Origin of the sequence: Aquabacterium sp., assembly GCF_021768455.1 — a bacterium.
Taxonomy (GTDB): domain Bacteria; phylum Pseudomonadota; class Gammaproteobacteria; order Burkholderiales; family Burkholderiaceae_C; genus Aquabacterium.
This window is the reverse complement of the sequence record NZ_JAIZVX010000049.1, coordinates 1-25,940: the sequence shown is the minus strand read 5'-3', so window position 1 is coordinate 25,940 and position 25,940 is coordinate 1. Positions and strand designations below refer to the sequence as shown.

Genomic DNA, 25,940 nt, shown 5'->3' with positions numbered 1-25,940 from the left:
GATTATTCGAATGCCTTGTCGTTCGGGGCCTTGTACAGCTCGATCACGTCGTCGGACATCGGCCAGTTCAGGTTCAGGCCCTTGGGCGGGATCGGGGTCTGGAACCACTTGGCGTAGATCTTGGCGGCTTCACCCGAGGTCATGGCCTTGGTGATGGCGGCGTCGACGACCTTCTTGAAGCCGGGGTCGTCCTTGCGCATCATGCAGCCGTAGGCTTCTTCCGACATCGGCTTGCCGACCACGACCCAGTCATCGGGCTTCTTGGCCTTGGCCTTTTCGCCGTACAGCAGGGCGTCGTCCATCATGAAGGCGACGGCGCGGCCCGTTTCCAGGGTCAGGAAGGATTCGCCGTGGTCCTTGGCCGAGATGATGCTCATGCCGGCCTGCTTCTCTTCGTTGTACTTGCGCAGCAGGCGCTCGGAGGTGGTGCCGGCGGTCACGACCACGTTCTTGCCCTTCAGGTCGGCGAAGTCTTTCACGCCGGAGTCCTTCTTGGTCATCAGGCGGGTGCCGACCACGAAGATGCTGGTCGAGAAGCTCACCTGCTGGGCGCGTTCCTTGTTGTTCGTGGTCGAGCCGCATTCCAGGTCGACGGTGCCGTTCTGCACCAGGGGGATGCGGTTCTGCGACGTCACGGGCACCAGCTTGATGGCGACAGGCTTCTTCAGTTCGGCCTTGATCGCGTCCACGGCCTTGAGCATCAGCTCATGCGAGTAACCCACGACCTGCTGCTTGTCGTCGTAGTAGGAGAAGGGGATGGACGATTCGCGGTGGCCCAGGCTGATCGAGCCGGTCTCGGCGATCTTCTTGAGCGTGGGTGAGGTCTGGGCCTGGGCTTGCAGGCCGGTGGCCACCAGACAGAGGCTCACCAGGGAGGCGCGAAGGATCGTGGTCTTCATAGCGTGGGTCCTTTGAACAAACAGGTGGATGGAACATCCGAAGTCTGAGGCCGATCGGGCGGCGCTGACAAAGGTATCGCACGGGCCGTGCCAGCCTGCACAGCACGGCTCAGGATTTCTAAGTGCTTGAATTGATTGTGAATTTGTGTGCAGTTCTCGGCGAGGCGTCCGGAATCCCGTGCGGCGGGCCGTTCGGCCGTTCGTTCGCCCGAACGGCCGGGCGTCCCCGTTCGGGCGCCCGGCTGGCATCATGTCGCCCTTGATCGCCTTCCCGCTTGCCCCATGCCTCCCCGCTCCAGACTGCCCGCCGGCCACGAACACCTCGACCAGATCCTCTTTGCCCAGGGCTTCGGCGCCCGCCGCGAATGCGAGGGCCTGATCCTGCATGGCCTGGTCAAGGTCAACGGCGAGGTGGTGGACGACCCGGACGCCGTCTTCCCGGAAGACCGCCTCAGCCTGGAAGTGGAGGGCATGCCCTGGGTCACCCACGTGAAGGCCCTGATCGTGCTGAACAAGCCGGCCGGCTACGAATGCTCCCTGAAGCCCGGCGCCTGGCCCGGGGTCCACAACCTGCTGCCCCTGCCGTTGCGCCGCCGCGGCCTGCAGCCCGTCGGCCGTCTCGACCAGGACACCACCGGCCTGCTGCTCATGACCGACGACGGCCCCCTGCTGCACAAGCTCACCGCACCCAAGCACCACGTGCCCAAGGTGTATGAGGTGGGCTGCAAGCACCCCATCAGCGAGAAGGACTGCGCCAACCTGCTGCGTGGTGTCATCCTCGACGACGACCCCACCGTGCCCGTGGCCGCCCATGCCGCCGAGCGCGTGCTGCCCGAAGGGGCCGCACCCGGCGCCGAGACCACCCACCTGCGCCTGACCCTGCTGCAAGGCAAGTACCACCAGGTCAAGCGCATGGTGGCGGCCGTGGGCAATCGCGTCGAGACCCTGCACCGCAGCCAGATCGGTCAGCTGGTTCTGACCGAAGACCTGGCGCCGGGGCAGTGGCGCTGGCTGGAAGACACCAAACAGGTCCTGCCCTGAGCCCGGATGGGCGCCAAGCCCGATAATCACCCCATGCAAGTCTTTCGCGGTTTCCACCATGCGGCCCTGGCGCCGGCCTGCGCGCTGACCATCGGCAACTTCGATGGCGTGCACCGGGGGCATCAGGCCATGCTCGCGCTCTTGCGCAGCGAAGCCCAGCACCGCGGCCTGCCCAGCACGGTGCTCACCTTCGAGCCCCACCCGCGTGACTACTTTGCGGGCCTGGCAGGCAAGCCCGAGCTGGCGCCCTCACGCATCGCCACCCTGCGCGACAAGCTTTCCGAACTCGAGCGCTGCGGCGTCGACCAGGTGGTGATCCTGCCCTTCGACCAGGCCTTTGCCGCGCTCACGCCCGAGCAGTTCATCGACCAGGTGCTGGTCAACGGCGTGCACGCCCGCTACGTGCTGGTGGGCGACGACTTCTGCTTTGGTGCCCGCCGCGCCGGTGATTACAAGCTGCTGGACAACCAGGGCAACCTGAAGGGCTTCGACGTGGCCCGCATGATGAGCTACGAGGTGCATGGCACCCGGGTGTCGTCGTCGGTGGTGCGCGACGCCCTCACGGCGGGTGACATGGCCCGCGTGGGCGAGCTGCTTGGCCGGCCTTACACCGTCAGCGGTCACGTGGTGCACGGCCAGAAGCTGGGCCGCAGCCTTGACTGCCGCACCCTCAATGTGCGCTTCGGGCACGAGAAGCCCGCCACCAAGGGCATCTTTGTGGTGCGTACCCACGGTCTGGCCGGCGAACCCCTGGAGGGGGTGGCCAGTCTGGGCGTGCGCCCCACGGTGGAGGATGCCGGACGCGTGCTGCTGGAGGTCCACTGCTTCGATTGGCCCAGTGAACTGGGCAGCGAAGGGGGCTACGGTAAAATCGTCCGGGTGGAACTGCTGCACAAACTCCGAGACGAAGCCCGCTACGACGGGCTGGACGCGCTGCAGGCCGCCATCCACAAGGACATCTCCGACGCCAAGGCCTTCTTCCAGGCGCAAGGTCGCCAGACCACCCGCGACCGAATTTGAACCGGGTCGCCTGCCCAGCCGGGCACGTGCGACCCTGCCTTGAACGCCTCCGGTCCGGCCGCTGGCCGCCTGGTTTGGTCTCCCATGGCCCCAGCGACCCGCGCCATCCGGCCCAAGCCGTCCCCCGATTCCCAGGAAGCCAGGCCCCCACGGGTGCCGCCTTCCCTCTGCCGAGAACACCATGAGCCAAGACAAGCCCGCCAAATCGGCATCCGCCCCCGCCGAAGGCCAGAGCGCCTACCGCGCCACGCTGAACATGCCCGACACCCCCTTCCCGATGCGTGGCGACCTGCCCAAGCGCGAGCCGGGCTGGGTGGCCGAGTGGGAAGCCAACGGCCTGTACGACCGCCTGCGTGCGGCCCGCCAGGGGGCCCCGAAGTTCGTGCTGCACGACGGCCCGCCCTACGCCAACGGCAACATCCACATCGGGCACGCCGTCAACAAGGTCTTGAAGGACATGATCGCCAAGGCCCGCCAGCTCAAGGGCCTGGACGCCATCTACGTGCCGGGCTGGGACTGCCACGGTCTGCCCATCGAAAACCAGATCGAGAAGACCTTTGGCCGCAAGCTCAGCCGCGACGAGGTGCAGGCCAAGGCCCGCGCCTATGCCGCCGAGCAGATCGACGGCCAGCGCACCGATTTCAAGCGCCTGGGCGTGCTGGCCGACTGGGCCCACCCCTACCGCACCATGGACTTCGGCAACGAGGCCAACGAGGTGCGCGCCCTGAAAAAGATCATGGAGCGCGGCTACGTGTACCGTGGCCTCAAGCCCGTGTACTGGTGCTTTGACTGTGGCTCTTCGCTGGCCGAGTTCGAGATCGAGTACGCCGACAAGAAGTCCAGCACGCTGGACGTGGCCTTCCTCAGCGCCGACCCGGCCAGGCTGGCCGCCGCCTTTGGCCTGCCTTCGCTGAGCCAGGACGCCTTTGCCGTGATCTGGACCACCACCGCGTGGACCATCCCCGCCAACCAGGCCCTCAATGCCCACGCCGAACTGAGCTACGCCCTGGTCGAGACGCCCAAGGGCATCCTGCTGCTGGCCGAAGCCCTGGTCGAGAAGGCCACCCAGCGATATGGCTTTGAAGCCGACCAGGTCAAGGTGCTGGCCACGGCCCCGGGCGCCAGGCTCGAAGGCCTCACCTTCAAGCACCCGCTGGCCCATGTGGACGCCGGCTACGACCGCGAGGCCCCGGTCTACCTGGCCGACTACGTCAGCGCCGAAGACGGCACCGGCATCGTGCACTCTGCGCCCGCCTATGGTGTGGACGACTTCAACTCCTGCGTGGCCCATGGCCTGAAGTTCGACGACATCCTCAACCCCGTGCAGGGCAATGGCGTCTACGAGGCCGAACTGCCCCTGTTCGGCGGTCTGCACATCTGGAAGGCCGTGCCCGTGGTGCTGGAAGCCCTGCGTGAGGCCGGTCGCCTGCTGGCCACCAAGGAAATCACCCACAGCTACCCGCACTGCTGGCGCCACAAGACGCCCGTGATCTACCGTGCCGCTGCGCAGTGGTTCGTGCGCATGGACGAAGGCGAGGGGGTGTTCACCACGGCCAAGGCCGAGAAGACCCTGCGCCAGACCGCGCTCGACGCCATCGACCAGACCACCTTCTACCCCGAGAACGGCCGCGCCCGCCTGCGCGACATGATCGCCAACCGCCCTGACTGGTGCATCAGCCGCCAGCGCAACTGGGGCGTGCCGCTGCCCTTCTTCCTGCACAAGGTCACGGGCGAGCTGCATCCCGACACCCCCGCCCTCATGGACCGCGCCGCCGACCTGATCGAAGCCGGTGGCGTCGAGGCCTGGTCCACGCTGGACGTGGCCGAGTGGCTGGGTGCATCCGGTGAGGGATCGGCCGAGTTCTACAGCAAGTCCACCGACATCCTCGATGTCTGGTTCGACTCCGGCACCAGCTTCTTCCATGTGCTCAACCCCCAACAGGGCAGCCACCCCAAGGCTGGCCATGACGAACTGCACGAGGCCGACCTCTACCTCGAAGGCCATGACCAGCACCGTGGCTGGTTCCACAGCTCCCTGCTGGCCGCCTGTGCCATCTATGGCCGCGCGCCCTACAAGGGCCTGCTGACCCACGGCTTCACCGTGGACGGCCAGGGTCGCAAGATGTCGAAGTCGGTGGGCAACACCGTGGCCCCGCAGGAGGTCAGCTCCAAGATGGGCGCCGAGATCATCCGCCTGTGGGCTGCCAGCACCGACTACTCCGGCGACCTGGGCATCGACGACAAGATCCTCGCCCGCGTGGTCGACGGCTACCGCCGCATCCGCAACACCCTGCGCTTCCTGCTGGCCAACACCTCCGACTTCAATCCCGATGTCGACGCCGTGCCGGTCGACGAGCTGCTGGAGATCGACCGCTACGCACTGGCCCGTGCCGGCGCGCTGCAGGCCGACATCCTGGCCCACTACGAGCGCTACGAGTTCCACCCGGTGGTCTCGAAGCTGCAGGTCTATTGCTCGGAAGACCTGGGGGCCTTCTACCTCGACGTGCTGAAGGACCGCCTCTACACCAGCGCGACCGGCTCCAAGGCCCGCCGTGCGGCGCAGACCACGCTCTGGCACATCACCAACGCCATGCTGCGCTGGATGGCGCCCTTCCTCAGCTTCACGGCCGAAGAGGCGTGGAAGCACTTCAACGCCGGCCCCAAGCAGGGCGACAGCATCTTCTTCGAAACCTACTGGCAGTTCGGCCAGGACGGCGCCGACCACTCGCCCGAGACCGTGGCCCTGCTCGACAAGTGGTCGCGCATCCGCGCCTTCCGCGAAGAGGTCAACCGTCGCATCGAAGAGGTGCGCACCCGTGGTGAGGTGGGTGCCTCGCTGCAGGCCAAGCTGTTCGTGACCCTGGGGGCCGACGACGCGCAACTGCTCGCCGACCTGCGCAGCCTGGGCGACGACCTGAAGTTCGTGCTCATCGTCTCCGGCGTCGAGCTGGCCGAAGGCCACGCCACGCAGATCGAGGTCAACCCCTCCAAGGCCGTGAAGTGCGAGCGCTGCTGGCACTACCGCGACGACGTGGGCAGCAACCCCGCTCACCCCACCCTTTGCGGCCGTTGCGACAGCAACCTGCACGGTGAGGGTGAACACCGCGAGCACGCCTGATGGCCACGCGCAAAGCATCCTCCGTCAAGGCCGTGTCGCGCACCAAGTCGGCCAGCCAGGGGCTCCTGCCCTGGCTGGGCATCGCCTTCGTCATCATCCTGCTCGACCAGTTCACCAAGGTGCTGATCGTGGGGTGGTTGCAGCATGGCGACAGCCGTGAGGTCTGGTCCTTCTTCAACATCGTGCGGGCCCACAACACCGGCGCTGCCTTCTCCTTCCTGGCGCATGCCGGGGGCTGGCAGCGCTGGTTCTTCGTGGGCCTGGGGGCGGTGGCCACGGGCTTCATCGTCTACATGCTCAAGCAGCACGGTGGGCAGAAGCTCTTTGCCTGGGCGCTCACGCTCATCCTGGGCGGCGCCATCGGCAACGTGATCGACCGCCTGGTCCACGGCTACGTGGTCGACTTCCTGGATTTCCACTGGTCGGTGCTCTCGCCGCTCTTCCCGGGGGGGCATTTCCCCGCCTTCAACGTGGCCGACTGCGGCATCACGGTGGGCGCGGCCCTGCTGATCCTTGACGAACTGCGCCGCGTGCGCCGCAGTTGAGCTCAGGCATACCCTGATCGGCGGCGGGGTCTCCGCATTTACACCGATGCCGTGAATCGGTCACAGGCGTACCTTGGGGTCTTCTGGTTCTTCCGGAGGAGCTCACATGGGCATGGTCGGTCGTCTCTCCCACCACGCACTGGTCGCGCGCCGCCGCACGCACCGGCGTCGTCCCGCAGCCTCCCGGCGTGCGCCCCACTGGCCCGATGCCATGGCGCGCGCCCGCCTGCACCCACCGCCGCCCCACGAGACCGCTGACGAGCCCCTGTCGTCCGATCTGGCCGGGCAGGTCGATGTGGCGCCGGTCATGGCGGCCCAGGCCCCACCGGCTGACAGCGCCCTCGACATGCCCCTGGCCCACATCGGCTGGCACGAGCCCTTCCACTGGCTGGCCCTGGGCTGGCGCGATTTCCTGCGCAGCCCCGCCATCGGCCTGTTCTACGGCGCCTGTTTCGTCCTGATGGGCTGGGTGCTGCTGGGCTTCTTCAAATACGCCCCGGCCTACACCCTGGCCATGTCGGCCGGCTTTCTGCTCATGGGCCCCTTCATGTGCCTCGGCCTGTACGAGGCCAGCCGCCACCTCGCCCTGGGCGAGCCCGCGAGCTTCCTGGGTTCGCTCACGGCCTGGCGTCGCAACCTGGGGCAGCTGGCCATCTTTGGCGTGGTCTTGCTGGTGCTGGAGATGATCTGGGGGCGTGCAGCCCTCATCGTCTTTGCCGTCAGCTTCGATGGCATGCCCGATTTTGGGGATTCCCTGCACACGCTCCTGAGCATCGAGAACCTGCCCTTCATCGTGACCTACCTGTGCGTGGGCGGCTTCTTCGCGGGCCTGATCTACGCGGTCAGCGTGGTCAGCATGCCCATGATGCTGGACCGCCCGGTCGACGCCATCAGCGCCGGGCTCACCAGCCTGCGCCTGGTCACCACCCAGCCGGGTGTGATGCTGATGTGGGGTGCGCTGATCACGCTGATCGTGGTGCTGGCGATGCTGCCCGGCTTCCTGGGCCTGCTGGTCGCAGGGCCGGTGCTGGGGCATGCGTCCTGGCATGCCTACAAGGCGGCCACGGCCCTGGTGGCGCCACCCCAACCTTGAAGCCCCGGTCTTCGGCCCGCACCTGCCAGCCCCAGCCCCCCTCAAACCAAGGGGGGCTTCGTTTTTTTTCGCGGCAGATCGCATCTGTCTCCTGAGCGGGGCCGTAGCCCTGTGTGCACGCCCCTGTCCAGCGACAGCGGGCGGCGACCCCGGGGTGCACCTCGGGGTCCCACACCGAGCCACTTCAGGAGCCACTCCGTGAACCATCCCATCCCCACCTTTCGCCCCTCCCTCGCTGCCCTGGCCTGCGCCCTCATGGCGGTGGCTGGCACGACCCGGGCCGAAACGCTCTACGCCCTGACCAACACCAACCAGCTGATCACGCTGGACAGTGCCGCCCCCACCGAGGGTTCCGCCGTCAGCGTCACCGGCTTGAAGAGCGTCAACGAACGCCTGCTGGGCCTGGACGCCCGGCCGTCCACCGGCCTGCTTTACTCGCTCAGCAGCCTGGGCAACCTCTACACGGTCGATGCCAGCAATGGCGCCGCTTCCTTTGTGGCCCGCCTCAACGTGGCGCTCCAAGGCAGCAATTTCGGCTTTGACTTCAACCCCGTGCCCGACCTGGGGCAGACCGCCGCCTCGCTGCGCGTGATCGGCAACACCGGGACCAGCCTGGCCGTGAATGTGAACCCGGTCAGCGCCGGTCAGGTCACGGTCAGCCCCGGCCTCAACGAAGGGGGTGTGGCGACGACGGCCTCAGTGGTGTCGGTGGCCTACGCCAACAACGACCGCGATGCCGCCACAGGCACCACGCTCTACGGCATCGATGCCAGGGGCGACCGGCTCTACACCATCGTGCCCGGCACGGGCGCCATGACCCTCAAGGGCGCGTTGGGCGTGGACACCATCGGCGTCTCGGGTTTCGACATCTCCTACACCGGCCAGGCCTTTGCCGCGCTGACCGACGACACCGGCTTCAGCGGCCTCTACACGGTGGACCTGGTCACCGGCGCGGCCACGTCCATCGGGGCCTTCGGCATCGGCGGCATGGTGCTGCAGGCGCCGGTGGTGGGCCTGACGGCCGCCCCGGTGCCGGAGCCGTCCAGCCTGCTGATGGCCGCGGCCGGTCTGCTGGGACTGGGGTGGCTGCGTGCGCGTGCTCGCCAACCCCAGGCCGCCTTGGTGAAGGCCTGAGCGGGCAGGGCGCCGCCCTGGGTTGGTGCCTGTTCTAATGCGGGCTTCGCCGTCCAGACCCGCCTGTCGTGCCCCGCCTCAGCCCCCGCATCCTCCTCATGCTCGTGTTGCCTCCGATGATGTGGGCCGGCAACGCCGTGGTGGGGCGGTTGATGGTGGGCAGCATGCCGCCTGTGGCCATGAACGCTTTGCGCTGGCTGATCGTGGGCCTGCTGCTCCTGCCGCTGGCCTGGCGCGTCTGGATGCGCCCGGCCGAGTGGCTGGCGCGCTGGCCCTACCTGGCCGCGCTGGGGGTGCTGGGCGTGGGCACCTACAACGCCCTGCAGTACCTCGCCTTGCAGACCTCCTTGCCGCTGAACGTGACCCTGATCGGTGCCAGCGTGCCCGTGTGGATGATGCTGGTGGGGCGCATCGGATTTGGCCAGCGCCTGCAAGGGCGCCAGCTGATGGGGGCGGCGCTGTCGGTGTGCGGCGTGGTGCTGGTGATCGCCCAGGGGCAGTGGAGCGTCTTGCGCCACGTGCACCTGGTGCCAGGCGACCTGCTCATGCTGGTGGCCAGCCTGGCCTGGGCCGTCTACAGCTGGTTGCTGGCCCACCCGCCGGCGCACATGGTGGGCGAGCGTCGCCCGGGGTGGGATTGGGCCGAATTCCTCATGGTGCAGGTGATCTTCGGTCTGCTGTGGGCCGGTGCCTGCACGGGGCTGGAGGTCCACTGGCACAGCCGTTTGCCAGCGGCTGGCAGCGGGCCGGTGTGGTGGCCACAGCACTGGCAGACCTGGGCCGGGCTGCTGTTCATCGCCGTGGGCCCGTCCATCCTGGCCTACCGGAGCTGGGGGCTGGGTGTGCAGGCCGTGGGCCCGACCATGGCGTCCTTCTTTGGCAACCTCACGCCCATCTTCGCGGCGCTGTGGTCGGCCCTCCTGCTGGGCGAGTTGCCACGCTGGTACCACCCGGTGGCCCTCATGCTGATCGTGGCGGGCATCGTGGTGTCGTCTCGCTCGGTGCGCAGGCCAGCCTAAGCTGAAAGGCCTTGAGCCCGCCAGCGAGGGCTGGGGTTCAGAAGCGACGTCGTGTGGCGCTGCGGCCTTTGCCGCCAAACGGTGGCTGACCGCGCCAGTAACGCAGCATCAGCCAGCCGCCCAGCATGCCGCCCAGGTGGGCAAAGTGGGCCACGCCCGAGGCCGTGCCGGTCACGCCAAGGAAAAGTTCGATGCCGCCATAGACCGCCACGAAGACCTTGGCCTTCATGGGAATAGGCGGGAAGAGCGGCATGATGGTGCGGTTGGGGAACATCATCCCGAACGCCAGCAGCAGGCCGAACAACCCGCCCGAGGCGCCCACCGTCGGGTTGCCCCAGCCAAACAGCGCCGACAGCAGCAGCTGCATGGCGGCCGCGGTGAGGATGCTGGCGGCCAGGAACTGCAGGTAGCGCTTGCCACCCCAGATGCGTTCCAGCTCGCTGCCGAACATCCACAAGCCCATCATGTTGAAGAAGATGTGGCTGAAGGAGCCGTGCAGGAAGGCATAGCTCACCACCTGCCAGGGGTAGAACAGCCCGCTTTGCAAAGGCCACAGGGCAAAGTACTGCGACAGCAGCTTGCCGAAGGCCTCGTCAAGACAGAACAGGGCCACGTTGATCAGCATCAGGGCCTGGGTGATGGGCGGCAGCGGTGGCATGCGTTCGCGTGGGAGGAGCCGAAGAGGCTGACATCATAGGGCCGCGCGCCAGCCCCGATGCCCCGAGATGGCATGCCCGCAACCCGATGGCCTGGTGCATTCCTGGCTCAGTCGGTGATCCATCACACCACCCTGGCACGCAACTCGCTAAGGTGTGGGTGTCGGCCATCACCTTGGCCGGCTTGATGGAGGTTCCTGACCATGTCTGCCCACATCGTGCTCACCTCCCATCCGGCCCGCGGCGCCGGTGGGGCTTCGCCTGCCGCGGTGCACTGGGATGCACCCACCGCCGCCGAGCGCGGGCCCCTGGTGGCCAGCGTCGTGAACCCTGCTGCGCGCAACGTCATTGGCACCCACGCCGGGGCCTATTCGGTGTACCGGGCGCTGGCCGTGGCCTCGGGCCAGCTGCAGCGCGACCACAAGCCCGACCTCACCAACACCTCGCCGGCCGAGGCCATCGGGCCGCACCCGCAGTGGTCTCAGCCGGGCAAGATCGTTTCGCTCGACCCCTGGGGCCACATGGTGGCCAGCGCCTTCCCCGAGCAGCTGGCCGCGGGCGTCGACATCCGTCCCACCATCGCCATCACCAAGGCCCACATCAACATGCCCGAACTGGTGGCCGCCATGGCCGCCGGGCGCCTGAAGGCCGATGGCGACATCCTGCAGGCCAACGGCGATGTGAAGGTCACCAAGGCCGCCATCGATCCCGTCTGGCACCTGCCTGGCCTGGCTGCGCGTTTCGGCATCAAGGAAAGCGCGCTGCGGCGCTCGCTGTTCGAGCAGACGGCCGGCATGTTCCCCGAGCTGGTCACGAGGCCCGACCTCAAGGTCTTCCTGCCGCCCATCGGGGGCATGACGCTCTACATCTTTGGCGACGTCAGCCTGTTGGGCAAGCCCGAAACCCGCGTGGCCTGCCGCGTGCACGACGAGTGCAACGGCTCCGACGTGTTTGGCTCCGACATCTGCACCTGTCGGCCTTACCTGGCCCACGGCATCGAGGTCTGCATCGAGATGGCCCAGCAAGGGGGCGTGGGCCTGTGCATCTACAACCGCAAAGAGGGCAGGGCGTTGGGCGAGGTCACCAAGTTCCTCGTCTACAACGCGCGCAAGCGACAGACCGGCGGCGACCGTGCCGAGACCTACTTCACGCGCACCGAGTGCGTGGCCGGCGTGCAGGACATGCGCTTCCAGGAGCTGATGCCCGACGTCTTCCATTGGCTGGGCATCACCCGCATCGACCGCTGGGCCTCGATGAGCAACATGAAGCACGGGGCCCTGGTCGAGCAGGGCATCGAGGTGGTGGAGCGTGTGCCGATCCCCGATGAGCTGATCCCGGCCGACGCCCAGGTCGAGATGGACGCCAAGAAGGCCGCCGGCTACTTCTCGACCTACACGCCCGATGCAGACGAACTGGCCCTGGCCAAGGGCAGGGGGTTGATGGAATGAACGTGCTGGATTGGACGGCGTCGGCCGCTGCCACCTCGACCGCACTGGCCCAGGCCGAGCAGTTGCTCAGCGCCCAGGCCGTGCGCGCCCACAGCCAGGCCATCATGGCCAAGGCGCAGGCGGGGCAGGCCCGCCACTTCACCTGGCACCCCGAGCGCATGGCCCTGGTCTCGGCCTACGTGAGCGGCGTGATCCGCCAGCGTTACCCCGACCTCAAGGTGCCGTACCACAGCCGTTGGCGCCATTTCGAGGCTGGCGGGGTCGACCGCTGGGCCCTGGTCGCCCATGAACAGGGGCTGGATGCGCCCACGGCCCGCCTGGAACGCGCCCGCGCCCGCATCGACCTGGCCATCACCAGCGTGTTGCTGGACGCCGGTTCCGGCCCCAGCTGGCAGTACCACGACCTGCCCAGCGGCCAGACGCTCGCCCGCTCCGAAGGCCTGGGCGTGGCCAGCCTGCGCTGGTGGGCAGCAGGCGGCCTCTCCAGCGACCCGCACCACCCCTGTCAGGCCGATGCCATCGGCTTGGAGCGCCTCCAGACCGCCGACCTCGGCCTGGCCTTTCAGGTCAGCGAGACCAATCCCCTGGTCGGCTTGGATGGCCGCGCCAACCTGTTGCGCCAGCTGGCCCTGGCCCTCAAGGCCCACCCCGAGGTTTACGCCCGCCCGGATGCGCCCGGTGTGCTGCGACCCGGTCACCTCGTCGATGCCCTGTTCCGCCGGGCCCCCACCGGCCAGGTCAAGGCGGCCGAGGTGCTGGCCATCCTGCTGCGCACCTTGGGGCAGATCTGGCCGGGACGCCACGAGCTGGCCGGCCTGCCTCTGGGCGACTGCTGGCCCCACCCCGATGCCCCCGGAGGCTGGCTGCCCTTCCACAAGCTGAGCCAGTGGATCACCTACTCCCTGCTCGAACCCCTGGAAGACGCCGGCCTCACCATCTCCGGTCTGGACGAGCTCACGGGCCTGCCCGAGTACCGCAATGGTGGCCTCCTGCTCGATCTGGGCCTGCTGCAGGCCCGTGACCGCGCCTTCCACACCACCCGCTGGAAGCCCGACGCAGAGCCCATCGTCGAGTGGCGGGCGCTCACCGTGGCCACGCTCGACCACCTGGCCGAGGCCGTGCGCGGCGAACTCGGCCTCACGCCTGAACAGTTCCCCCTGGCGCGGGTGCTGGAAGGCGGCAGCTGGGCCGCTGGCCGGCAGATCGCCCTGGCGAAGCGACCTGGGGGCCCGCCGCCTGTGCTGCTCGACAGCGATGGCACCGTGTTCTGACCTCTCTCGCCTTCACCCGTTGACCGACCCCAGGAGCTCCACCCCATGACCGCCGACTTCCCGAACCTGACCGTCGTCGACCACCCCCTGGTGCAGCACAAGCTCACCTGGCTGCGCGCCGAAGAGACCAACACCGACAGCTTCCGCAACCTGCTGCGCGAGGTCAGCCAGATGCTGGTCTACGAGGCCACGCGCGATTTGCCCACGACCCTTCAGGCCATCCAGACCCCGGTGACCGCGATGCAGTCGCCCGTCATCAGCGGCAAGAAGCTCTGCCTCGTGTCCATCCTGCGGGCCGGCAATGGCCTGCTGGATGGCGCCCTGTCCATCCTGCCGCTGGCGCGCGTCGGGCACATCGGCCTCTACCGCGACCCGTCCACGCTGGAGCCGGTCGAGTACTACTTCAAGGTCCCTTCCGACATGGCCGAGCGCCAGGTCATCGTCGTCGACCCCATGCTGGCCACCGGCAACTCGGCCGTGGCCGCCATCGACCGCATCAAGGAGCACGGCTGCGCCAGCATCAAGCTGCTGTGTCTGCTGGCCGCGCCGGAAGGTGTGGCCAACATGCTCAAGCACCACCCCGACGTGCCCATCGTCACCGCCGCCCTCGACAGCCACCTCAACGAACATGGCTACATCGTGCCCGGCCTGGGCGACGCGGGCGACCGCATCTTCGGCACGCTCTGATTTCTCGGCCCACTGTGCGCCTTAGTGCGCAACTGGGGCCACTTCCGACCTCGATTTCGCCGATGCCTTCGGGCGGGTCCGGACCAGAATGCCCTCTGATGGCGCCAATCCCGGTGCCGGGCACGAGGGCCGTGCCGAAGGGCATCGCGCCCTGGGCCCTGATTGTTCAGAGGTGATGTCGATGTCCTGGCTCTCCAACGCGCGCCTGCGCCCCAAGCTGCTGGGTGCTTTTTCGCTGGTTCTGTTGCTGACCGCCTTGCTGGGGGTCTTCGGCATCGGTCGCCTGGCCGTGGTCAATGACCAGTCCACCGTGATCGCCGAGCACTGGATGCCCGCCCAGCGCGCGGCCCGTGAGGTCGAGAGCAGCCTGGCCATGTTGCGACTGGCCGAGCTGCGCCACATCCTGATGGTCGACGTCGACGACATGGCCGCCTTCGAGGGGGAGCTGAAAGCCGCACGAACCCGGCTGGACAAGGCCCTCCAGGCCGTCGCCCAGCAGGTCACCACCGACGCCGAGCGCAAGGCCCACCAGGACATCCAGACCCTGGTGTCGGCCTACCTCACCGGGCACGACAAAGTCCTGGCCACCTCCCGAGAAAACCAGAAGCTGGAGGCCCGCAACCTCAGCAACGGCGACATGCTCAAGCAGTTCGACACGACGCAAGCCAGGCTGCACGAACTCATCACCGAGCAGGAAAAGGCCGCCGTGGCCGCCAGCGTGCTGGGCGACACGCTGTACGCCCAGAGCCGCACCGCCATGGTCGCCGGCATCGTGCTGGCCGTGGCCCTTGGCCTGGCCCTGGCCTGGTACATGGCCGGCATGATCGCCCGACCGCTGCACGACACGGCCGACGTCCTGCTCGCCATCGCCCAGGGCGACCTCACGCGCCGCATGGCGTCCGGTCGCCAGGATGAGCTGGGCCAGATGCAGACGGCGCTCGACGCCATGGTCAGCAGCCTCTCGGCCATCGTCGAGCAGGTGCGCGAGGGCGCCGATTCCGTGGCCACCGCCTCCCGCGAGATCGCCCAGGGCAACACCGACCTCAGCGCCCGCACCGAAAACCAGGCCGCCAGCCTGGAAGAAACCGCCGCCTCCGTGGAAGAGATGGCCGGCACCGTGCGCACCAACGCCGGCAACGCCCAGCAGGCCAACCAGCTGGCCACCGCCGCGTCCGACGTGGCCATGCGCGGTGGCGAGGTGGTGAACCAGGTCGTTCACACCATGGACGGCATCCAGTCGGCCAGCCGCAAGATCGCCGACATCATCGGCGTCATCGATGGCATCGCTTTCCAGACCAACATCCTGGCTCTCAATGCCGCGGTCGAAGCCGCGCGTGCCGGTGAGCAGGGGCGCGGCTTTGCCGTGGTCGCTGGCGAGGTCCGCACCCTGGCCCAGCGCAGCGCCAACGCGGCCAAGGAAATCAAGTCCCTGATCACCGACAGCGTGGAGAAGGTCAACGCCGGCAGCCAGCAGGTCGGCGCCGCGGGCGAGACCATGGGGCAGGTCGTGCTGCAGGTGCGCAAGGTCAACGACCTGGTGGGCGAGATCGCCCATGCCAGCGCTGAACAAAGCACCGGCATTGGCCAGATCAACCAGGCCGTCAGCCAGCTCGACCAGGCCACGCAGCAGAACGCCGCCCTCGTCGAGCAAAGCATGGCGGCGGCCGAGAGCCTGCGCATGCAGGCTCAGAAGCTGGCCGATGCCGTGGCCGTGTTCAAGACCAGCCCCGCCCGTGCGGGCCAGGCCTTCACCCGCCCTGCACCTGCATCCCGCCCGGCCGCGACCCGCAAGGTCGTTCCCCCCACGGCTTCCGTGACCAGCGCCCGCGCCACAGTGGCCGAGGCCGTGCCTGTGCCCACGCCGCCCCAGGCCGTGTCGCCCTTGCGCCTGCAAGCTCCGGCCGCACCCGCCCCCAAACCCGCGGTGCACGACGAACAGGACTGGGAAACCTTCTGAGCCGGATGCCGTCAGGGCAGGGGCCCTGGCCCGAAGCCTGCTACGCTGCCTGCAGAACGCCTGACAGGAGCCCGCCTTGCTCGACCTCATCGTCCGCCACTGCACGCTGCCCGATGGCCGCACCAACCAGGACGTGGGCGTGGCCCAGGGCCGCATCATGGCCGTGCAGCCCGCCTTGCCCGCCCAGGCTGGCACCGAACTGGATGCCCAGGGCCAGTTGCTGAGCCCGCCCTTCGTCGACGCCCACTTCCACATGGACTCGACGCTCAGCTACGGCCTGCCGCGCGTCAACCAGTCCGGCACCCTCCTCGAAGGCATCGCCCTGTGGGGCGAGCTCAAGCCCCATCTCACACAAGACGCCATCGTCGAACGCGCCCTGGCCTATTGCGACGGGGCCGTGGCCAAGGGCCTGCTGGCCATCCGCTCGCACGTCGATGTCTGCGATCCGCGCCTGCTGGCCACCGAAGCCCTGCTGCACGTGCGCGAGCGCGTCAAACCCTACCTCGATCTGCAGCTTGTCGCCTTTCCGCAAGACGGCGTGCTGCGCGCCCCTGGCGCCCTGGCCCAGCTCACCCGTGCGCTCGACATGGGGGTGGACGTGGTCGGTGGCATCCCCCATTTCGAGCGCACGAGCGCCGAGGGCGCCGAATCGGTGCGCATCCTGTGCGAGTTGGCCGCCGAGCGTGGCCTGCGTGTCGACATGCACTGCGACGAGACCGACGACCCGATGTCCCGCCACATCGAGACGCTGGCCTTCCAGGCTCAACGATTGAGCCTGCAGGGCAGGGTGGCCGGCTCCCACCTCACCTCCATGCACAGCATGGACAACTACTACGTCAGCAAGCTCCTGCCCTTGGTCCACGAGGCAGGCGTGGCGGCCATCGCCAACCCCTTGATCAACATCACCTTGCAGGGGCGGCACGACACCTACCCCAAACGCCGCGGCATGACCCGCGTGCCCGAAATGCTGGCCATGGGGATTCCCGTGGCCTTCGGGCACGACTGTGTCATGGACCCCTGGTACAGCCTGGGCAGCGGCGACATGCTGGAGGTCGCCCACATGGGCCTGCATGTCGGGCAGATGACCAGCCAGGCCGCCATGCGTCAGTGCTTTGAGGCCGTCACCACCACACCGGCGGCCATCCTGGGGCTGGAGGGCCATGGCATCGCCCCCGGTTGCCGCGCCGACTTCGTGCTGTTGCAGGCCCGCGATCCGGTCGAGGCCATCCGCCTGCGGGCCACGCGCCTGGCCGTGTTCCGCGCGGGCGTGCAGATCGCGGCCACGCCGCCCGCGGTGGCCCGTTTGACCTTGCCCGGACGACCCCAGGCCGTGTCCTGGCAGGTCTGAGATCTCAGGCCGACAGCCTGACCGAGCCGCTCGAGCCCGATCCGCCTGAAGCGCTCGCACCGCTGGCCGTGCCACCCGCCGAAGCCACGGCGCCGTATTGCTGCGCAGCCGCCTGTTGCATCTGCTGCATCAGTGCTTTCATCTGCTTCTCGAAGTCCTGCACCTCGTTGCGGCTCAGGGCCCCGTTGCCGTCGGCATCGACCGCATCGAACAAGACCTGGTCATCGGCGTCCTCGTCAGAGGTGGTCACGCTGTAGGTCGAGGTGGTGGTGCCATCGCCGTTGTCGGTGCTGGACACCGTCGTGGTGGCAGCGCCCAGGCCAAACTCGCTGCGCGACACGCTGCCATCCGCGTCGGTGTCCAGGTTCAGCAGCGACGGCTCCTGCCCGCCCGGCTTGCCATGCGCACCCTGCGGGCCCTGCGCACCTTGTGGCGCCATGGGCGGCGGTGGCGGTTTACCCTGGCCCATCACGCCGGCAAAGGCCTGGGTGGGCAGGCCCACGCTGCTCAGACCGTTCTGGCTGGCCGAGGTTGCGCTGCTGGCCGTGGGGCCTGAGGTGTTGCCGGCACTGGCCACCGTGGTGCTGGCCGTTGCCGCAGCGGTCGCAGCGGTCGCAGGCGGTTTGCCGCCACGACCCTCCGGCCGCTGGGGCGGTGCGGCGCGCTGGCTGGCGCCCACATGAGAGAGCGATGTCATGGTCTGTCCTTTCAGGGCTGGGCCCGTCACCACGCAGGCGTGCTGGGCATGGCCCCATGCTGGCGCGGCTGTGTGCCAGGCACTTGTCCGCTTCGTGTCGAGGCTGACAAGAAGGGGCATCCTGGTGGATCTGGCCGGATTCCTGCCGCACATCCGGCGATGGGGCCACCCTGGCGCTTCCTAAGCTCTGTCCATCACCTGCCGCAGGGGGCGCCTGCGGTCGAGCCCAAACGGAGGATGGCCATGAACGCGAGCGTGAACAAGATGCACCCTGTCTCCTGGTGGAGCCTTCACCCCGAGAGAGGGCAGTCCGAGCCCCAGGGCCTGGCCGATTACCTCAGCGCCTTCCACCTGGCCCTGCGCCCGCTGGACACCCTGAGCGACCCGGCACCTTCCGTGCTGCTGATCGATGCCCGCCATGCCGGTGAACCCGACCTTGCCGATGCCATCGTGGCCGCACGCGGCCGTGGCCAGGCCGTGATCGTCCTGCTCGCCTGGGGCTCTCCGGCCGAACGCGCCGAAGTCCTCGACCTCGGGGCCGACGACTGCATGGTCGCCCCCGTCGAACGCCGGGAACTCGCCGCCCGCATCCTGGCAGTCCGTCGCGGCCACAGCCAGCCAGTCAACCCCGTGGGCCAGGCGCCGTGGATCCGCTTTGGCGACTGGCTGCTCGACACCGAGCGCCGCTGCCTCAGCAACGCCCAGCACGAGTCCGTGACCCTGGCCCATGCCGAGTACCGCCTGCTGCAGGCTTTCCTCGCCGCGCCCTACCAGGTTGTCTCGCGTGAGCAATTGATGGACGAAGCCCGGGGCCGCGACACCGAGGCCTACGACCGCAGCATCGACCTGCTCGTGTCACGCCTGCGCGCCAAACTGGCCGACGACCCGCGCCAGCCTCGCCTCATCCAGACCATCCGCGGGCAGGGCTATCTCTTCAACGCCGTGCCTCACGCCCCCATCGGCCTGGCCACGGCAGCCTGGGCCGGCAAGGCACACTGAAAGGCTTGTGCTATGCTTTCGGGCTCACGCCTGCCCTGGTGGTGAAATTGGTAGACGCGCCGGATTCAAAATCCGGTTCCGCAAGGAGTGTCGGTTCGAGTCCGACCCGGGGCACCAGGCGAGACCCGTTGTGCCAGCAGGCACCGCGAAAGCACCACGAACACCAGCCCCATCAGGGGCTTTTTTTACGCCCGGACGCCTGCTCGCCACGTGCCGCAGCGCCATCGCGTGCACCGTGCGCCACGGCACATAGCTTGAGCGCGCATCTGGGCTTTCAGGGCCTGCGACAATCGGCGCAGACACCCTCCAGCCAGACGCCCCAAGATGACCTATCCCACGCTCGAAGACGCCATCGGCCGCACCCCATTGGTTCGCCTGCAACGTGTGCCCGGCGCCGACTGCGACGCCCGCGGCAACGTCATCCTGGCCAAACTCGAAGGCAACAACCCTGCCGGCTCGGTGAAAGACCGTCCCGCCATCAACATGATCCGCCGTGCCGAAGAGCGTGGCGACATCAAACCCGGCGACACCCTCATCGAAGCCACCTCTGGCAACACCGGCATCGCCCTGGCCATGGCCGCGGCCATTCGGGGGTACCGCATGACCCTGATCATGCCGGAAGACCTTTCCATCGAGCGCGCCCAGACCATGAAGGCCTTTGGCGCCGAACTCATCCTCACGCCCAAGAGTGGCGGCATGGAGTACGCCCGCGACCTGGCCGATCAGATGGTCCGCGAGGGCAAGGGCGTGGTGCTCGACCAGTTCGCCAATCCCGACAACCCGGCCGTCCACTATGACACCACCGGCCCCGAGATCTGGTCCGACACCCAAGGTCGCGTCACCCATTTCGTCAGTGCCATGGGCACCACGGGCACCATCACCGGCGTGTCGCGCTTCCTGAAAGAGCAGAACCCCGAGGTTCGCATCGTGGGCGCGCAGCCGCAAGAAGGCTCGCGCATCCCCGGCATCCGCAAATGGCCCGAGGCCTACCTGCCCAAGATCTACGAGCCCAGCCGCGTGGACGAACTGGTCTACGTCAGCCAGGGCGATGCCGAAGAGATGGCGCGTCGCCTTGCCCGCGAAGAAGGCCTGTTCTGCGGCATCTCTGCCGCGGGCGCCTGCTGGGCGGCCCTGCAACTGGCGCAGAATCTGAGCAACGCCACCATCGTCTTCATCGTCTGCGACCGCGGCGACCGCTACCTCTCGACCGGCGTCTTCCCCGCCTGACCGCATCCAGCCCGATCGCCTTCCGCCACACCGAGCCGCCATGACCACCATCGCCAAAGAACTCGACGCCCGCGGCCTCACCTGCCCGCTGCCCATCCTGAAGGCCAAGAAGGCCCTGTCCGACATGCAGAGCGGCGAGGTCCTCAAGGTGCTGGCCACCGACCCCGGCTCCGTGCGCGATTTCCAGGCCTTTGCCCGCCAGACCGGCAACGACCTCGTCGACCAGCAGGCCCAGTCCGCCGAAGGCGGTGACGAGTTCGTGCACCTGCTGCGCCGCCGCTGAGCCGGCTCAGGCATCGCCCAGCAGGTCTTCTCCATGAGGCGCCTGCAGGCCCAGGTGCCGGAAGGCCGCCGCCGTGGCAATCCGCCCGCGTGGCGTGCGCTGCAAAAAGCCCTGCTGGATCAGGTAGGGCTCGATCACATCCTCGATGGTCTCGCGCTCCTCGCCGATCGCCGCGGCCACGTTGTCCAGGCCCACCGGCCCGCCGTCAAAGCGGTGGATGATGGCCTCCAGCAGCTTGCGGTCCATCACGTCGAAGCCCAGTGGGTCCACGTCGAGCATCGCGAGGGCCTTGTCGGCCATCTCGCGCGTGATGCGCCCCGTGCCCTTGACCTCGGCGTAGTCGCGCACCCGGCGCAGCAGGCGGTTGGCGATCCGTGGTGTGCCCCGCGAGCGACGCGCCACCTCGATGGCCCCTTCCGGGTCGATCGGTGCCCCCAGCAGGCCAGCCGAGCGCGTCACGATGCGCTGCAGCTCATCGGTGGTGTAGAACTCCAGCCGGGCGACGATGCCGAAGCGGTCGCGCAGCGGGTTGGTCAACATGCCGGCGCGCGTGGTCGCGCCCACCAGGGTGAAGGGCTGCAGGTCCAGCTTGATCGAGCGGGCGGCCGGCCCCTCGCCGATCATGATGTCGATCTGGTAGTCCTCCAGCGCCGGGTAGAGGATCTCCTCCACCACGGGCGACAGCCGGTGGATCTCGTCGATGAACAGCACATCGTGCTTTTCCAGGTTGGTGAGGATCGCCGCCAGGTCCTTCGGCTTTTCCAGCACCGGGCCCGAGGTCTGGCGCAGGTTCACGCCCAACTCGTTGGCGATGATGTGGCTCAGCGTGGTCTTGCCCAGGCCGGGCGGGCCGAACAGCAGCACGTGGTCCAGCGCTTCGCCGCGCTTCTTCGCCGCGCCGATGAAAATCTCGAGCTGCTCACGGGCCTTCATCTGGCCCACGTACTCGTCCAGGTCCTTGGGGCGCAGGGCGCGTTCCAGGGCGTCTTCGTGCGGAGACCCCATGGCGGCGTCCACCACGCGACTGCTTGGCAGCTCGGCGAACGGGTCGGGCGCCTTGGGCGGGCGGCCGGGCTTGCGGGCCGGGGCGAAGTCGTCGGTCTGGATGCTCATGGCCCGATTATCCGGCCTGGCTCACGCCCCTGCCCGAGGGCGGGGCAAGGTGTCGCCTCGCCTGGGCTGAGGGGCCAGATTCGGCTTGCAGCGTCCCATCGGCAGGGCTTTTCCGCCGCCGCAGAGGGCCTGTCCGTGCAGCATTTCACGTGCCCTGGGGTTGTTGCGGCTTGACAACATAGTTCTGTGAAGCCTGGGGTTTATGACAACCGTGTCATCACAGGACCGGAAAAAGTCTGCTGCAATGCGGTCAGTTTCAGCAGGCCTTGCCCGGTCCTTGACCAGGCAAGCAACCGCGTAGCCCCGCTCCGCGCCCATCACTGCCTGCTGGGACATCTGTACCAACTTTGGAGAAGTCAATGAAAAAGACTCTGCTGGCTCTGGCTGCCGTCGCCGCATCTTCTGCTGCTTTCGCTCAATCGTCCGTGACCCTGTACGGCATCGCCGACGTGTCCGTTGAAAGCGTCAAGGGCGCTTCGACCGTGTCCCGCGTGACCTCTGGCAACCTGTCGACCTCGCGTCTGGGTTTCAAGGGCGTGGAAGACCTGGGCGAAGGCCTGAAGGCCATCTTCCAGCTGGAATCGGGCATCAGCGTTGATACCGGCGCTGCCAACACCACCCGCTTCTTCGACCGCAACGCCTACGTTGGTCTGACCGGTGGCTTCGGCACCGTTCGCCTGGGTCGTGACGACTCCCTGATCGGTCTCGTGGCTGCAGGCCCTCTGGCCACCGTGTCGACCTACGACGAACTGCGTCTGCTGCCCACCCGTGCTGCCGACTCCTACCGTCGCGCCGACAACTCGATCACCTACGTGGCTCCTACGTTCGTGCCGGGTCTGACCGTGGCCGCCCAGTACTCGACCGCCGCCATCGGTTCGTCGTCGACGACCACCGGCACCGAAACCGCCAATGACAGCTTCGGCAAGACCTACGGTCTGTCGGCCAACTACGTCGCTGGCCCTCTGTCGGCTGGCGTGGGTTACCTGAACGTCAAGGACGCTGTGTCCTCGACCACCGTGTCCGAGAAGGCCAACGCAGCCCTGGTGTACGGTGCTTACGACTTCGGCGTGGCCAAGGTCACCGCCTACTACGACGCTGAAACCTCGCCTGCTCTGAAGGCTTCGTCGACCGCCGTCCTGACCTCGGCCAACAGCCGTCGTCTGACCGTGCTGGGTGCCAAGGTTGCCGTGCCCGTGTCCTCGCAGTTCACCGTGATCGGCGGCGCTGCCACCGCTCGCAACGTGAACGGTTCGACCGCCGGTAACGACAACGCCCAGGTGTTCACCCTGCGTGGTATCTACAGCCTGTCGAAGCGCACCTCGGTGTACGCCCTGTTCACCAACGTGAACAACGACACCAACACCAACCTGGCCGTGGGTGGTGTGACTGGTGCGAACGACCAGACCAGCCGTGGCATCGCCGCCGGCATCCGTCACGCTTTCTGATCGCTTACCCGATCTGCATGACCAAAGGGGCTTCGGCCCCTTTTTTCATGCCCAAACGGCGTTGATCGGTGTTGATTTGTGCTCAACATCCTGCAGGTGGCCTGTCTCCAATCTGCGACACATAGCGCAAACCAGGGGCGCGCTGAAATCACGTTCAGCAACAATCCCTGACGCCCCCCGGTTCAAGGGGGCATCAAGGAGAACACCATGCAAAAAACTGCACTGACCAAAGCCGTTGCGCTCGCGCTGCTCGCTGTCGGTACCGGCTCCGCTTTCGCCCAATCCAGCCTGACCCTTTACGGCAACATCGATGCCGCCCTGGATTCTGTCCACAAATCACAGGGCAACATCAACGGCTCCCTGTTCCAGGTGCTGCCACAGGTGGTGGCTGCCAACGGTGGTTCGCCCACCGCCACGTCCACGGCCACGGGTGCAGCCCTGGCCAAGGGTTACAACAGCGCCTACGCTGACAAATCCACCGTCACCCGCCTCACCTCGAGCATTTCCTCGGTGAACGCCATTGGTGTGAAGGGCGTGGAAGACCTTGGTGAGGGCTTGAAGGCCTCCTTCGTGCTCGAAGGCCAGTTCCAGATCGACAACGGTGCTCAGTCCGGCCAGGACAGCCGCATGTGGGGTCGCCAGGCGTATGTGGGGCTCACCACCCCTGCTGGCGAGGTTCGACTGGGTCGCCAATACGCCCCCATGTTCTACGCCTTTGCTTTCGCCACCGTCGAAGCCCTGGGCGGTGCCGACCTCCAGGGTGCTGGCCTTGTGGTCAACAACCTTCAGGTTCGCCAGGACAACCAGTTGAGCTACTGGCTCAAGCTCGGCGGTCTGACCGGTGCGCTCTCCTACTCGCCCAATGCCGGCGTGGACGCCCACATCAGCTCCAACCGTGGTCAGGTGGCGGGTGCGGCCACCGGCCAGATCGTGGGGGGGCAGACGGCAGGCAACGAAGCCACCGGCACCGGTAACCGCGGTCAGTCCTTCGGTGCCTTCGCCAACTACCAGGTCAGTCCCGACCTGATGTTCAATGCTTCCTACCACGGCAACAAGTTCGGTAACGCCGACCTGCTGGTGGGCGCCACAGGTACCCTGCTGTACAAGCTGGACAAATACAGCGCTTACTCGTTGGGTGGCAAGTTCACGGTGCCCGACGCTGGAACGCAGCTCTCGGCCATCTACCACACGGGCAAGTTCACGATGGATTCCGGAACGGACATCAAGGTGAACACCCTGGCCCTGGGTGCCAAGCACCCGATCGACAAGTTCGCGGTCGGCGCCCAGTACGCCGTGTCGAAGTTTGCCAACTTCACCAAAGGCAAGGACACCAGTCTGATGCTGATTGGCGACTACAACTTCTCCAAGCGCACCAAGCTCTACGTCCGTGCCGGCTACGTCAAGGATGACCGCGGCGATCTGGTCAACACCGAGACGGCCGGTTTGCAGCTGGCCGGTGGCCCGCTGCCTTTGTTGACGGGTCTGGGTGCCCTCGAGACGCCCTTCTTCTCGGCCGGTGGGGCCAACATCGATGCGACGACCCGCGTGGTCGCCATCGGCATCCGCCACACCTTCTGATCAGCCCGACCTCCCTGCCGGGAGGTTCTGGCCGACAGGCCCAAAACAAAAGCCGCCCTCGGGCGGCTTTTCTCATGGGCAGTGGCCCCACTGATCAACGTGGCAGCAGCTTCTCAAGCTTGAACAGGTCGGCCACCTGCTCGCGCTCGCGCACCACCCAGACCTGGTCGCCGTCGACCATCAGCTCAGCCGCACGGCCGCGTGTGTTGTAGTTGCTGGCCATGGTCATGCCATAGGCACCAGCCGACAGAACCGCCAGCACGTCGCCAGGCTGCACGGCCAGGGCGCGGTCGCGGCCCAGCCAGTCACCCGATTCGCACACCGGGCCCACCACATCCCAGACCGGGGTGTCGCCCTCGCGGCGTTCGGTGTTGACGATGCCCATCCAGGCTTCGTAGAGGGCAGGGCGCATCAGGTCGTTCATGGCGGCGTCGACCACGCAGAAATTTTTCTGCTCGCCCGGCTTCAGGTACATGACCTCGGTCAGCAGCACGCCGGCATTGCCCACCAGCGAGCGGCCTGGCTCGAAAACCACCTGGCGGTGGCCGTGGCCCCGTGCGTCGATCTTGGCCAGCAGTTGACCGATCAGAACCTCCGCCGAAGGTGGGGTCTCATCGGTGTAAGTGATGCCCAGGCCGCCGCCCATGTCCAGGTGGTGGATGGGCACCCCCGCCGCTTCGATGGCTTCAACCAGGTCCAGCACGCGGTCCAGGGCGTCCAGGTAGGGCGCGATTTCCGTGATCTGCGAGCCGATGTGGCAATCGATGCCCGCCACCTCGATGCCGGGCAGGGCTGCGGCACGCTGGTATGTGGCCAGGGCCACTTCATGGGCCACGCCGAACTTGTTGCCCTTGAGGCCGGTCGAGATGTAGGGGTGGGTGCCCGCGTCCACGTCGGGGTTCACACGCAGGCTCACGCGAGCGGTGTGCCCCGCGGCGCTCGCCACCTGAGACAAGACCTCGAGTTCGGCGGTGCTTTCCACGTTGAAGCAGCGCACGCCCACGTCCAGGGCCTGCTTCATTTCGGTGCGCGTCTTGCCAACGCCCGAGAAGATGACCTTGGCCGGGTCGCCACCGGCGGCCAGCACGCGGGCCAGTTCCCCTGCCGAGACGATGTCGAAGCCGCAGCCGGCTTCGGCGAAGGTCTGCAACACGGCCAGGTTGGAGTTGGCCTTCACCGCAAAGCACACCAGGTGATCGCGGCCCTGCAGCGCGCGCTGATAGGGTGCCAGCGCGGCCAGCATCGCCTGGCGCGAGTAGACGTAGAGGGGGCTGCCGTGCTGTTGCGCCAGCGCCTTGAGCGAATGGCCCTCCAGGCAGAGGTCGTTGCCTTGGTAGGCCAGGAAAGGGGAGCCAGGGAGGG

22 protein-coding genes and 1 tRNA gene are annotated in these 25,940 nt (G+C 67.5%); 18 read left to right on the top strand and 5 right to left on the bottom strand.

What is annotated here, in order from left to right; all coding sequences use genetic code 11:
* Positions 1–2: 2 nt before the first annotated feature.
* Positions 3–899: a glutamate/aspartate ABC transporter substrate-binding protein gene (locus QZ994_RS08600; RefSeq protein ID WP_290870955.1), complete on the bottom strand. Its 897-nt coding sequence runs from the start codon at positions 897–899 to the stop codon at positions 3–5.
* Positions 900–1,181: 282 nt separating this feature from the next.
* On the opposite strand from QZ994_RS08600, the gene QZ994_RS08595 reads away from it, so the two are divergent.
* The 7 genes from QZ994_RS08595 (at position 1,182) to QZ994_RS08565 (ending at position 9,869) form a co-directional block, all read left to right on the top strand.
* Positions 1,182–1,940, top strand: a complete 759-nt coding sequence (locus tag QZ994_RS08595) for a 16S rRNA pseudouridine(516) synthase (protein WP_290870953.1) — start codon at positions 1,182–1,184, stop codon at positions 1,938–1,940.
* A 33-nt stretch (positions 1,941–1,973) separates the two neighbouring features.
* On the top strand, positions 1,974–2,960 hold the full coding sequence (locus QZ994_RS08590) for a bifunctional riboflavin kinase/FAD synthetase (protein ID WP_290870951.1): 987 nt from the start codon (positions 1,974–1,976) through the stop codon (positions 2,958–2,960).
* A 181-nt stretch (positions 2,961–3,141) separates the two neighbouring features.
* Positions 3,142–6,078 (top strand): isoleucine--tRNA ligase, encoded by a 2,937-nt coding sequence (gene ileS / locus QZ994_RS08585; RefSeq protein WP_290870949.1) that lies wholly within the window; start codon positions 3,142–3,144, stop codon positions 6,076–6,078.
* Positions 6,078–6,623: a signal peptidase II gene (gene lspA, locus QZ994_RS08580; protein WP_290870947.1), complete on the top strand. Its 546-nt coding sequence runs from the start codon at positions 6,078–6,080 to the stop codon at positions 6,621–6,623. Before ileS ends, lspA begins: the two co-directional genes overlap by 1 nt.
* Before the next feature lie 106 nt (positions 6,624–6,729).
* Positions 6,730–7,716 (top strand): DUF2189 domain-containing protein, encoded by a 987-nt coding sequence (locus QZ994_RS08575; RefSeq protein ID WP_367172278.1) that lies wholly within the window; start codon positions 6,730–6,732, stop codon positions 7,714–7,716.
* Between the two features lie 198 nt (positions 7,717–7,914).
* Entirely contained in the window at positions 7,915–8,850 is a 936-nt protein-coding gene (locus QZ994_RS08570) for a DUF4394 domain-containing protein (protein WP_290870945.1), read from the top strand.
* Between the two features lie 98 nt (positions 8,851–8,948).
* On the top strand, positions 8,949–9,869 hold the full coding sequence (locus QZ994_RS08565) for a DMT family transporter (RefSeq protein ID WP_290870943.1): 921 nt from the start codon (positions 8,949–8,951) through the stop codon (positions 9,867–9,869).
* Between the two features lie 37 nt (positions 9,870–9,906).
* Here the strand turns inward: QZ994_RS08565 and QZ994_RS08560 are convergent, their stop codons facing one another.
* Complete coding sequence (locus tag QZ994_RS08560) at positions 9,907–10,527, bottom strand: rhomboid family intramembrane serine protease (RefSeq protein ID WP_290870941.1); 621 nt, start codon at positions 10,525–10,527, stop codon at positions 9,907–9,909.
* 201 nt (positions 10,528–10,728) lie between these two features.
* Between QZ994_RS08560 and QZ994_RS08555 the strand changes: the two genes are divergently transcribed.
* From QZ994_RS08555 to QZ994_RS08535, 5 genes are all read left to right on the top strand, one after another.
* The gene (locus tag QZ994_RS08555; protein ID WP_290870939.1) at positions 10,729–11,973 is read left to right on the top strand and encodes a GTP cyclohydrolase II; all 1,245 of its coding nucleotides are present in this window, start codon (positions 10,729–10,731) and stop codon (positions 11,971–11,973) included.
* Positions 11,970–13,244: a DUF1688 family protein gene (locus QZ994_RS08550; protein WP_290870937.1), complete on the top strand. Its 1,275-nt coding sequence runs from the start codon at positions 11,970–11,972 to the stop codon at positions 13,242–13,244. The genes QZ994_RS08555 and QZ994_RS08550 overlap by 4 nt, the downstream gene beginning before the upstream one ends.
* A gap of 45 nt (positions 13,245–13,289) precedes the next feature.
* Positions 13,290–13,931: a uracil phosphoribosyltransferase gene (gene upp, locus QZ994_RS08545; RefSeq protein WP_290870935.1), complete on the top strand. Its 642-nt coding sequence runs from the start codon at positions 13,290–13,292 to the stop codon at positions 13,929–13,931.
* 181 nt (positions 13,932–14,112) lie between these two features.
* Positions 14,113–15,888, top strand: coding sequence for a methyl-accepting chemotaxis protein (locus tag QZ994_RS08540; protein ID WP_290870933.1), 1,776 nt, complete (start codon positions 14,113–14,115; stop codon positions 15,886–15,888).
* 76 nt (positions 15,889–15,964) lie between these two features.
* Positions 15,965–17,236, top strand: coding sequence for an amidohydrolase family protein (locus tag QZ994_RS08535; protein WP_290870931.1), 1,272 nt, complete (start codon positions 15,965–15,967; stop codon positions 17,234–17,236).
* Between the two features lie 4 nt (positions 17,237–17,240).
* Here QZ994_RS08535 and QZ994_RS08530 read toward each other — a convergent pair whose 3' ends face one another.
* Positions 17,241–17,933 (bottom strand): hypothetical protein, encoded by a 693-nt coding sequence (locus tag QZ994_RS08530; protein WP_290870929.1) that lies wholly within the window; start codon positions 17,931–17,933, stop codon positions 17,241–17,243.
* A gap of 243 nt (positions 17,934–18,176) precedes the next feature.
* Between QZ994_RS08530 and QZ994_RS08525 the strand changes: the two genes are divergently transcribed.
* The 4 genes from QZ994_RS08525 to QZ994_RS08510 all read left to right on the top strand — a co-directional run bounded on the left by QZ994_RS08525 (position 18,177) and on the right by QZ994_RS08510 (position 20,442).
* Positions 18,177–18,932 carry a winged helix-turn-helix domain-containing protein gene (locus QZ994_RS08525; RefSeq protein ID WP_290870927.1) on the top strand — a complete coding sequence of 252 codons (756 nt, stop codon included), beginning with the start codon at positions 18,177–18,179 and terminating at the stop codon, positions 18,930–18,932.
* Positions 18,933–18,964: 32 nt separating this feature from the next.
* Positions 18,965–19,049: transfer RNA gene (locus QZ994_RS08520), tRNA-Leu, on the top strand.
* A 207-nt stretch (positions 19,050–19,256) separates the two neighbouring features.
* Complete coding sequence (gene cysM, locus QZ994_RS08515; RefSeq protein WP_290870925.1) at positions 19,257–20,159, top strand: cysteine synthase CysM; 903 nt, start codon at positions 19,257–19,259, stop codon at positions 20,157–20,159.
* Between the two features lie 40 nt (positions 20,160–20,199).
* Positions 20,200–20,442: a sulfurtransferase TusA family protein gene (locus QZ994_RS08510; protein WP_290870923.1), complete on the top strand. Its 243-nt coding sequence runs from the start codon at positions 20,200–20,202 to the stop codon at positions 20,440–20,442.
* A 6-nt stretch (positions 20,443–20,448) separates the two neighbouring features.
* Here the strand turns inward: QZ994_RS08510 and ruvB are convergent, their stop codons facing one another.
* Positions 20,449–21,555, bottom strand: coding sequence for a Holliday junction branch migration DNA helicase RuvB (gene ruvB, locus QZ994_RS08505; RefSeq protein WP_290870921.1), 1,107 nt, complete (start codon positions 21,553–21,555; stop codon positions 20,449–20,451).
* A gap of 359 nt (positions 21,556–21,914) precedes the next feature.
* Between ruvB and QZ994_RS08500 the strand changes: the two genes are divergently transcribed.
* Positions 21,915–23,000, top strand: a complete 1,086-nt coding sequence (locus QZ994_RS08500) for a porin (protein ID WP_290870919.1) — start codon at positions 21,915–21,917, stop codon at positions 22,998–23,000.
* Between the two features lie 207 nt (positions 23,001–23,207).
* Complete coding sequence (locus tag QZ994_RS08495) at positions 23,208–24,578, top strand: porin (RefSeq protein WP_290870917.1); 1,371 nt, start codon at positions 23,208–23,210, stop codon at positions 24,576–24,578.
* A gap of 94 nt (positions 24,579–24,672) precedes the next feature.
* Here the strand turns inward: QZ994_RS08495 and lysA are convergent.
* On the bottom strand, positions 24,673–25,940 hold a 1,268-nt coding region (gene lysA, locus QZ994_RS08490), incomplete at its 5' end, for a diaminopimelate decarboxylase (RefSeq protein WP_290870915.1).

Coding starts and splice junctions, on each gene's coding strand:
- QZ994_RS08600 (WP_290870955.1), bottom strand. CDS start 899: ATGAAGACCACGATCCTTCGCGCCTCCCTGGTGAGCCTCTGTCTGGTG.
- QZ994_RS08595 (WP_290870953.1), top strand. CDS start 1,182: ATGCCTCCCCGCTCCAGACTGCCCGCCGGCCACGAACACCTCGACCAG.
- QZ994_RS08590 (WP_290870951.1), top strand. CDS start 1,974: ATGCAAGTCTTTCGCGGTTTCCACCATGCGGCCCTGGCGCCGGCCTGC.
- ileS (WP_290870949.1), top strand. CDS start 3,142: ATGAGCCAAGACAAGCCCGCCAAATCGGCATCCGCCCCCGCCGAAGGC.
- lspA (WP_290870947.1), top strand. CDS start 6,078: ATGGCCACGCGCAAAGCATCCTCCGTCAAGGCCGTGTCGCGCACCAAG.
- QZ994_RS08575 (WP_367172278.1), top strand. CDS start 6,730: ATGGGCATGGTCGGTCGTCTCTCCCACCACGCACTGGTCGCGCGCCGC.
- QZ994_RS08565 (WP_290870943.1), top strand. CDS start 8,949: ATGCTCGTGTTGCCTCCGATGATGTGGGCCGGCAACGCCGTGGTGGGG.
- QZ994_RS08560 (WP_290870941.1), bottom strand. CDS start 10,527: ATGCCACCGCTGCCGCCCATCACCCAGGCCCTGATGCTGATCAACGTG.
- QZ994_RS08555 (WP_290870939.1), top strand. CDS start 10,729: ATGTCTGCCCACATCGTGCTCACCTCCCATCCGGCCCGCGGCGCCGGT.
- QZ994_RS08550 (WP_290870937.1), top strand. CDS start 11,970: ATGAACGTGCTGGATTGGACGGCGTCGGCCGCTGCCACCTCGACCGCA.
- upp (WP_290870935.1), top strand. CDS start 13,290: ATGACCGCCGACTTCCCGAACCTGACCGTCGTCGACCACCCCCTGGTG.
- QZ994_RS08540 (WP_290870933.1), top strand. CDS start 14,113: ATGTCCTGGCTCTCCAACGCGCGCCTGCGCCCCAAGCTGCTGGGTGCT.
- QZ994_RS08530 (WP_290870929.1), bottom strand. CDS start 17,933: ATGACATCGCTCTCTCATGTGGGCGCCAGCCAGCGCGCCGCACCGCCC.
- QZ994_RS08525 (WP_290870927.1), top strand. CDS start 18,177: ATGAACGCGAGCGTGAACAAGATGCACCCTGTCTCCTGGTGGAGCCTT.
- cysM (WP_290870925.1), top strand. CDS start 19,257: ATGACCTATCCCACGCTCGAAGACGCCATCGGCCGCACCCCATTGGTT.
- QZ994_RS08510 (WP_290870923.1), top strand. CDS start 20,200: ATGACCACCATCGCCAAAGAACTCGACGCCCGCGGCCTCACCTGCCCG.
- ruvB (WP_290870921.1), bottom strand. CDS start 21,555: ATGAGCATCCAGACCGACGACTTCGCCCCGGCCCGCAAGCCCGGCCGC.
- QZ994_RS08500 (WP_290870919.1), top strand. CDS start 21,915: ATGAAAAAGACTCTGCTGGCTCTGGCTGCCGTCGCCGCATCTTCTGCT.
- QZ994_RS08495 (WP_290870917.1), top strand. CDS start 23,208: ATGCAAAAAACTGCACTGACCAAAGCCGTTGCGCTCGCGCTGCTCGCT.